The sequence below is a fragment of the Oleiphilus sp. HI0132 genome (assembly GCF_001635845.1).
In genome coordinates this window covers 1-956 of sequence record NZ_LWGJ01000428.1, presented here as the reverse complement: position 1 = coordinate 956, position 956 = coordinate 1, and the positions used below count along the sequence as shown (strand labels likewise).

Genomic DNA, 956 nt, shown 5'->3' with positions numbered 1-956 from the left:
AGTCGGTGTCGTAACAACGAACCACAGATTATAACTATGCTCTCGTCCGTAGTTATGATTCACCTCTTCATATTCGTTAATCTGGGCAGCTACTTTTTCTGTCAGCTCAGATGGAACGCTCACAGCCGCCAAGAGACTAGCCCCGGCTCGCTTATGGTCAAATACCGGCCCTATGCGCGTCAGCATACCGCTATCTTTAAGTGCCAAGAGTTTGGTCAATACATCTGGTTCGGAGCAATTCAACTGCTCTGCCATGTCGGCAAAGGGCCGTGAAGTGATAGGAAAGTTACGTTGATAGGAATCTAATAAACTACTGCTCAAGTCATCCAGAACGACTCTTTCGGGTTCAATACCTGTATTGCTAGGAGCTTGTATATTCATCACATCACCTTTCTTTCTCACTGTTCTTGTTTTTGGAGCGACCGGAGCTTTATAAGCCCAAACGATGCGCCCGAGAGGTAAAGAAAATCCCACTAGGACTTGTCGCCTCAAACTGATTTATTAAATCCAAGGTTTCGGTGTCATAGATATTCACCAAGTTTAAATCTCTGACAGAAGCCCACACATGCTCACCACGTGAAGTAAACTCCATATGAAGCACACCCTTTCCAGGTTTTAGTGTTTTAAATAATGAGCGGCTTTCAGCATCTATTACTTGGAGCGTGTCATTATTTGGATAGGCAAAGTTCACCCAAATTTGGCGACCATCCGGTCTAGCCATGACAAACACTGGCTGACCATGCACATCGATTTTGTCTACTTGCTGCCAAGTGTTCATATCCACCACCAATACTTGGTGCTGCCCAACGGCAGGAACAAATGCATAGTTGCCTGCAACAGCCCAACCTTCCAGGTGAGGCATCTTGTAGACGGGTAGCTTCTGCTCTCCCCGGCCGTAATTTGGCAATATTTTTTCTGGCGGGTTTTCAAGGTGCCATAAGTCAAGTTTCGACATA

The 956-nt window shown here is 45.8% G+C and carries 2 protein-coding genes; both read right to left on the bottom strand.

Going from position 1 to position 956, the window contains the following annotated elements:
- Window positions 1-381 (bottom strand): Lrp/AsnC family transcriptional regulator (locus A3766_RS05215; RefSeq protein ID WP_068641846.1); only part of this gene is annotated, 381 nt, incomplete at its 3' end.
- A gap of 49 nt (window positions 382-430) precedes the next feature.
- A partial coding sequence (locus tag A3766_RS05210) for a cytochrome D1 domain-containing protein (protein WP_068641844.1) occupies window positions 431-956 on the bottom strand: 526 nt, incomplete at its 5' end.